The organism is Alteribacillus persepolensis (assembly GCF_900099605.1).
Lineage (GTDB): Bacteria > Bacillota > Bacilli > Bacillales > Marinococcaceae > Alteribacillus > Alteribacillus persepolensis.
The window spans coordinates 642,698-649,506 of record NZ_FNDK01000001.1 but is presented as its reverse complement, the minus strand read 5'-3'; the positions used below and the strand labels follow the sequence as shown (position 1 = coordinate 649,506).

At 41.0% G+C, this 6,809-nt stretch carries 7 protein-coding genes and 1 pseudogene; 7 read left to right on the top strand and 1 reads right to left on the bottom strand.

Features of this window, described 5'->3' with window-relative positions; genetic code table 11:
- Nucleotides 1–230: pseudogene (locus BLT18_RS18515) on the bottom strand (transposase); the annotation flags it as partial.
- A 110-nt stretch (nucleotides 231–340) separates the two neighbouring features.
- Here BLT18_RS18515 and BLT18_RS03155 point away from each other — a divergent pair.
- From BLT18_RS03155 to BLT18_RS03125, 7 genes are all read left to right on the top strand, one after another.
- Nucleotides 341–817, top strand: coding sequence for a low molecular weight protein-tyrosine-phosphatase (locus BLT18_RS03155; protein WP_091271087.1), 477 nt, complete (start codon nucleotides 341–343; stop codon nucleotides 815–817).
- Nucleotides 814–1,668, top strand: a complete 855-nt coding sequence (locus tag BLT18_RS03150; RefSeq protein WP_091271086.1) for a fructosamine kinase family protein — start codon at nucleotides 814–816, stop codon at nucleotides 1,666–1,668. The genes BLT18_RS03155 and BLT18_RS03150 overlap by 4 nt, the downstream gene beginning before the upstream one ends.
- 77 nt (nucleotides 1,669–1,745) lie before the next feature.
- Entirely contained in the window at nucleotides 1,746–3,578 is a 1,833-nt protein-coding gene (gene asnB, locus BLT18_RS03145) for an asparagine synthase (glutamine-hydrolyzing) (protein ID WP_091271083.1), read from the top strand.
- Nucleotides 3,579–4,044: 466 nt separating this feature from the next.
- Nucleotides 4,045–4,146 (top strand): YjcZ family sporulation protein, encoded by a 102-nt coding sequence (locus BLT18_RS03140; RefSeq protein WP_091271081.1) that lies wholly within the window; start codon nucleotides 4,045–4,047, stop codon nucleotides 4,144–4,146.
- 392 nt (nucleotides 4,147–4,538) lie between these two features.
- Nucleotides 4,539–5,189 (top strand): phosphatase PAP2 family protein, encoded by a 651-nt coding sequence (locus tag BLT18_RS03135; RefSeq protein ID WP_175487350.1) that lies wholly within the window; start codon nucleotides 4,539–4,541, stop codon nucleotides 5,187–5,189.
- Between the two features lie 86 nt (nucleotides 5,190–5,275).
- Nucleotides 5,276–5,782, top strand: coding sequence for a PTS sugar transporter subunit IIA (locus BLT18_RS03130; protein ID WP_091271076.1), 507 nt, complete (start codon nucleotides 5,276–5,278; stop codon nucleotides 5,780–5,782).
- 129 nt (nucleotides 5,783–5,911) lie between these two features.
- Complete coding sequence (locus BLT18_RS03125; RefSeq protein WP_175487349.1) at nucleotides 5,912–6,733, top strand: PRD domain-containing protein; 822 nt, start codon at nucleotides 5,912–5,914, stop codon at nucleotides 6,731–6,733.
- Nucleotides 6,734–6,809 lie beyond the last annotated feature (76 nt).

Genomic DNA, 6,809 nt, shown 5'->3' with positions numbered 1-6,809 from the left:
TGCAGTTTGATTGCTTCTTTGACTTTGATTTCATCGTAGACCGGATTGTAATAGACTTTCCGGCTGCTTTTGGCGGTGGTGCAGTCCGCTTTGAATGGGCAACCATTACAGAATTCACATTCTTAGATTTTAACGTCCCAGGTGTATCCGTACTTGTCTGTACGGCGGCGGTAGTGGCGGAACGTGACTTTTCGCTGATTCGGACACCAATGCAGATCGTCTTTCTCATCCCTTTATATTTGGCGGTGGGCAAGTGTTTAAAAATAGAACAGCCGGACAGTCGAACCTTGTCGGAAAATTATCGGCAACGTATAATGAACAAAAGGAGGTAGAAAGGTCTATGACAATAAACGTGTTGTTTGTATGTTTAGGAAACATTTGCCGTTCGCCGATGGCTGAAGCAGTATTTCGGCAAAAAGTCAAAGAGGATGGCTTAGAAGATGTGATTGTGGCTGATTCAGCTGGAACGGGGCATTGGCATATTGGAAAGGCCCCTCACGAAGGAACGCAACAGTTATTAAAAGAAAAGAACATACCCTGTGAAGGATTGAAAGCACGGCTTTTAACAGAAGAAGATAATACCCATTTTGCATATATCATTGCAATGGATAAAGCAAATCAACGTGATATAAAGCAGCTGTTTGCAAACACTTCGTCTTCTGCATTTATTGGCAAGCTGCTTGATTTTCACCCAAATTTACGAGGAGAAGATGTGCCAGATCCTTATTTTACTGGGAACTTTAATGAAGTATATGATATGGTCGAAACGAGCTGTGACCATCTCTTACAATGGATCCAAAGAAGAGAAAGCCTATGAATGCAGTAATAGAAGAAATTTTCCGCCAAGCAGAAATTCATGAAGAGATTGGCCAAGTTGAGCCAGTAGCAGGAGGAGATATCAGCGCAGCGTATCTCGTACATACAAAAAAACATGTATATTTTGTTAAACATCACGATGAAGCTCCTCGTGATTTTTTTCGTCAAGAAGCTGCTGGACTCTGTTTTTTAGGAGAAGAACGTCTGTTAAAAGTTCCTGCTGTGTATGGATGGGGAGACACGTGGATTGTGATGGAGGCAGTCCGTGGAAGTGCTGCACCGCAGACAGAAGAAGAATTAGGCCGTGGCATTGCGCAACTGCATGACACGAAAGGAACGTTTTTTGGATTAGAAGAAGATAACTTCATTGGGGAGCTTCCTCAGGTGAATGGATGGGAAGGTTCATGGACCCGGTTTCTTCGTGACAAACGTTTGAAGCCGCAAATAGAGCTGGCTAAATCATTAGGACGTCTGCCGTTAAAACGCGAAAAAAAGGCGTACTCGCTGCTTGATCATTTGCATGATTATATTCCTGACCACCGCCACCCGGTGAAATTGCACGGTGACTTGTGGGGAGGAAATTGGATAAGTGGTGAAAATGGAGTGCCGTGTTTGATTGATCCGGCTGTATTTTATGGAGATCATGAATTTGAATTAGCATTTATGCAATTGTTTGGAGGGTTTACGTCTGCTGTTTTCCACGCGTATGAGGAAATCAAACCAATAGACGCATTGTTTAAGGACCGAAAGCCGCTCTATCAGCTGTATTATTTACTGGTACATTTAAATATGTTTGGTGAAAGTTATGGCGGGGCAGTGGACCGTATTTTAAAAAGGTATGCAAAAACGTGAATAGGCACATTTCCCCTTTTGGTGAATAGCATAGATTAGTATGCTACATTATTCACGTTGGGAAAGAGGGGTTGTGCATGTGCGGGATTACGGGATGGCTGCAGTTTCATAAAAACATGAAAGAAGAGCAGTATGAGATTAATCGAATGGTCAAAACGTTGTATCAGCGCGGACCTGATCAACAAAATACGTATAGCGGCCGCCACATTATTTTGGGGCACACGCGATTAATTGTCATTGACCCAGAAGGCGGCACTCAGCCTATGGTCAAAACGCATAAGCGACATCGCTATGTGCTTGTGTACAATGGAGAACTGTATAATACACAACCATTACGCTCGGAGCTGCAAAGAAGAGGTTATTCGTTTTCTTCTCACTCTGACACAGAGGTTGTTTTAACAGCATACATGGAATGGAAAGAAAGCTGTGTCGAAAAGATGAACGGCATTTTTGCTTTTGCCGTGTGGGATGAAAAAAAGGAAAAGCTGTTTTTGGCCCGAGATCGTTTAGGGGTAAAACCATTGTTTTATACCGAAGCGAAAGATGGTTTTTTATTTGGCTCGGAAATCAAAGCATTACTTGCACACAGAAGCGTTCAGCCTGTCGTAAAAGAAGAAGGTCTGCTCGAGTTATTCAGTCTGGGTCCTTCTCGTACGCCAGGGCACGGCATATATGATGGTATAAAGGAATTAGAGCCTGCTCATGTGATGATGGTCTCAAAAAGAGGTGTGAAAATACGCCGGTATTGGAACGTGGAGAGCGTCCAACATGGCCATACATTAGAAGAAACGGCAGAATCAATACGAGAAAAGCTATATCAAGCAGCCAAGCGGCAGCTTATCTCAGATAAACCCATTAGTACGTTTTTATCAGGTGGATTAGATTCAAGTGCGTTAACGGCTATTGCATCCAAAGAATATGGTGACAATTTGCCCACCTATTCAATTGACTATGAAGGTAATGAACAATACTTCACATCAAATGATTATCAGCCGGATAGTGACCAAGCGTATATTCACAAAATGATACAAGCTTGTCAAACAACGCATCATGATGAACGCATAAAAGTGGAAACATTAGCGGATATGCTAGAAGAAGCAGTGCTGGCCAGAGATTTGCCGGGCATGGCAGATATTGATTCCTCATTGCTATGGTTTTGTAAAAAAATCAAAAAGAAGACGGTGGTTTCATTATCTGGTGAGTGCGCTGACGAGATATTTGGCGGTTATCCTTGGTTTTATAAGACTCATTTATTGCAAAAAGACAGTTTTCCATGGATATTTTCACTCAGCCGGCGCCAGCAGCTTCTGCATGATAAATATCGCAAAAACCTTCATTTAGAAGAGTATGCCAAAAAGCGGTATCAAGAGACGATTGCCAACACCCCGTATGGAAAAAACGATAATGAAACAGAACAGCGTCATAAAGAAATGTTATATCTTAATATGCATTGGTTTATGGCAACCCTTTTAGAACGAAAAGACAGAATGAGTATGCGCGCTAGTTTGGAAGTTCGGGTGCCATTTGCAGACCATGAGCTGGTAGAGTATGTATGGAATGTGCCAGCTGAATGGAAGCGGTGGGGAGGGCAGGAGAAAGGGATTTTGCGAAAAGCTCTAGAAGGAGTGGTGCCAGCAGACGTGCTGTATCGCAAGAAAAACCCATATCCAAAAACACATCATCCAACGTATACACAATTAATGACCGAGCGTATGGAAAACGTATTAGCTCAAAAAGACACCCCGTTATATGACATCCTGGACCGAAATGAATTAAAGAAGCTCGTTGAGTCGAAAGGTGATTCTTTTCAAGTTCCTTGGTTTGGCCAGTTAATGACAGGTCCACAGCTGCTCGCTTATTTATGGCAGGTTCATTACTGGCTGACAGCATACAACGTTCAAATTAGGTAAAAAAGCTGATACAGACGTATAGCAGCCGCAGAATAATCTGGACGAATCTTTATCATTCGTTCAGGTTATTTGTTTATTTTTGCCATTTCTAATATGGCTGCGTCCATATATCCTGTGTTCCGCGGACTTGATGAAGCAGACTTTTGGCTTGTGCTGTTTGTATAAAAGCTCTGCAGAATAACTTTTCTCGGAAGGCAGGAAAATATATATTTTGATTGTCATTTTAAATGTTCCACTTCATGGAAGAAATGCAGAACTGCCAGTAAGAATGTTTAAATACTTACTTTTAAAACAAATCAATGCTGCAGCTGCCTGCATATACATAAAAAAACTGCTGTGATAAAAGCGGTGAGGCTGTTGTCGTTACAGATTGCAAAAAGAGCAGAAACTTTTCCATATCTGCCCTGTCACATTTCTAGACCAATACATATAGTAATCTTGAAAATGCAAAAAGGGGGAAAAACGAATGTCCGGAGGATATGGATACGGAGGCGGTTTTGCGTTAATTGTTGTGCTGTTCATTTTGTTAGTGATCGTTGGAGCAGCTTGGGGTTATGGAGGCTATTAATATTCGTTTAAGGACTGTCGTTACTGGCAGTCCTTATTTATGCTGATACAAAAGTTTAACATTTCAGCGCGGATGCATGATTGACGTCGTTCACATTTTGAGGAAATCAGTATAAGTGTAACTAGGCTGTCGCCTGTATGTAAAGGCTTGGCACTAACCTGGTTTTCTTTCTTTATTTCTACGTTTTAGGTTTGTGCGCGTCTTGTCTAACACAGCTGCTTTGTATTCAACCAACGATGGAACAATATTTGGTTTTAACCCAGCCATTTTTTATATCAGCTGTTTTTTTAGTTTTGATCAAACGGCAAGGAAAATGGTTAACACCACATCCGCACGTGTGTGAAAATAAAAGAGGAGGTCAAATGCAAATAAAGGGGGACGGATTACTAGTCATGACAAAAAGGAAAGCTATAAGGAATATTATATTTGTGTTAGTTATCACAGGCGCTTTACATATTTTTTTAGAAGCTGCCCGCTACATACAAGTATATGAGCTCACTCCTCTGGATAAACGAGTAAGAGACTATTCGCTTACAGTGCAGACAGGTTTTTTAACATCTCTTTTTTCTTTTGTGACGTCTTTAGCATCTGTTCCATTCACAACCATATTAACAGCTGTTATAAGCATGGTGTTTTTTGCTTTTCGCAAGATACGGGAAGGCCTGTTCTTAATTGTCTCCGTCAGCGGAGGAGGACTTTGCAATTACTTGCTGAAAGCATTTTATGAAAGAGAACGGCCTGCCTCCAATCAGTTAATTGAGGTATCGGGATTTAGTTTCCCAAGTGGACATGCGATGAATGCAGTAACATTGTATGGTATGACCGCTGTCTTGTTGTCCCATATGATCAGAGCGCTTTCGCTAAAAGTGGTCACTGCGTTGTTTTTTGGACTAGTGATTGCTGGTATTGGTGTAAGCAGAGTGTATTTAGGTGTTCACTATGCCAGCGATGTGCTCAGCGGATATATGATTGGTGTTGTTTGGGTGTTATTGGTGCTTTGGGGGTATCGGTATATGTTTGTAAAACAAAAATGTACAAATTAGTTGAGAGGAAAGAGTAATGTATATTACGATATCCACGTGTTTGAAAACGACTGTTTTCGGCAATATATGAAGAAGAGGTGAAACAAATGCTAAAAAAGCTATTTGGTAATAAACAAGAACATAAAGAAGTGAACGTTCTCACGCCGGCTACCGGGAAATATGTTGATTTACGCGATGTGCCTGATCCAACGTTTTCAGAGAAAATGATGGGAGATGGCTTTGCTGTCGAACCTTCGGAAGGGAAAATTGTTTCGCCCGTACAAGGAAAAGTGGTACAAGTTTTTCCGACAAAACATGCTGTTGGCATTAAATCTGAGGAAGGTTTAGATATTTTGGTTCACATTGGTTTAGAAACCGTATCAATGAACGGAGAAGGGTTTACAGAGCACGTGAAAGAAGGAGATAAAGTAAATCAAGGAGACGTGCTTATCGAGTTTTCTTTAGAAGATGTTAAAAGTCAAGCAAAAAGCACCGTTACTCCGGTCGTTTTCACAGAAGGCGATCAAATTGAGAACATCACTAACAAAGAGGTGCAAGACGTAACAGCTGGCGAAACAGAAATGTGTACCGTTACAGTTGTCTCTAAAAAATAGCCACCACACAGGAGCTGCAAGTGTTTTTGAAATAGGGCAAACACTTGCAGCTTTTTTCTTCACAAAACGAGCAGTTTTCATTACAATATGAATGATGAACAGCTGATTTACGAATGGTGGAGAGACGGCATGATTATAAAAAAAGTCTTAAATCATAATGCGGCAATTGTCATGGATAATCAAGAAGAAAAAGTGGCAATTGGTCCTGGTGTGGCTTTTCAAAAAAAGAAAAATGACGTGATTAATATCGAAAAGGTGGAAAAGCTTTTTGGAGATAAGCAGAGCGGCTCCTCGTTTGCTGAATTGCTGACGGTAACTGATGAAGAAGACACACATTTTGTGCAAGAATTGATGTCATGGCTTGCGTCTGATCATAATAAACAGTTTGATGATGCTTCCTATGCGCTGTTTTTTGATCATGTTGTGCATGCAATGACGCGATTGAAACAGGGAAAGAGAATTCAAAATCATTTATTGCATGAAATCCGTACACTTTATCCGGAAGTATACGAGCTTGCACAAAAAGCCGCCGAAAAAATCGAAACATTTATCGATAAAGATGTTCCAGCCGAAGAAGTAGGGTTTTTGGCGATACATTTGTATGCTTGTGCCGAAATCGATGTCGATCCACAAGCAATCAAAGATGAAACCGAAGCTGTAAAGCATCTTGTTCAAACAATGGAAGAAAAACTGCAAACTGAGTTTCAAAAACAATCCATGGCCTATGAAGGGCTTATTCAACATGTGCGTGTTAGCATACGCGCAGCGATGAGAAAAGAAAGCCTCCGTAAACCTCCAAGCGATCTTGTTGCTTTGTTTGAAGACAACTACCCGGATACTCTAGATGTGATTAGAACTGCTTTAGCCGATGTAAAAAAGCGTTATCATGTATTGATACCAAAAAGCGAATCCATTTATATAGCCATGCACGTGCAACGCCTGATACAATGAGGTATAGAACGAATAGCCGTGTCTATGTACAGTGGTCAAATGTGTTTTCATGTGCTATACTATGTGTCATCATTTT

Coding starts and splice junctions, on each gene's coding strand:
- BLT18_RS03155 (WP_091271087.1), top strand. CDS start 341: ATGACAATAAACGTGTTGTTTGTATGTTTAGGAAACATTTGCCGTTCG.
- BLT18_RS03150 (WP_091271086.1), top strand. CDS start 814: ATGAATGCAGTAATAGAAGAAATTTTCCGCCAAGCAGAAATTCATGAA.
- asnB (WP_091271083.1), top strand. CDS start 1,746: ATGTGCGGGATTACGGGATGGCTGCAGTTTCATAAAAACATGAAAGAA.
- BLT18_RS03140 (WP_091271081.1), top strand. CDS start 4,045: ATGTCCGGAGGATATGGATACGGAGGCGGTTTTGCGTTAATTGTTGTG.
- BLT18_RS03135 (WP_175487350.1), top strand. CDS start 4,539: ATGACAAAAAGGAAAGCTATAAGGAATATTATATTTGTGTTAGTTATC.
- BLT18_RS03130 (WP_091271076.1), top strand. CDS start 5,276: ATGCTAAAAAAGCTATTTGGTAATAAACAAGAACATAAAGAAGTGAAC.
- BLT18_RS03125 (WP_175487349.1), top strand. CDS start 5,912: ATGATTATAAAAAAAGTCTTAAATCATAATGCGGCAATTGTCATGGAT.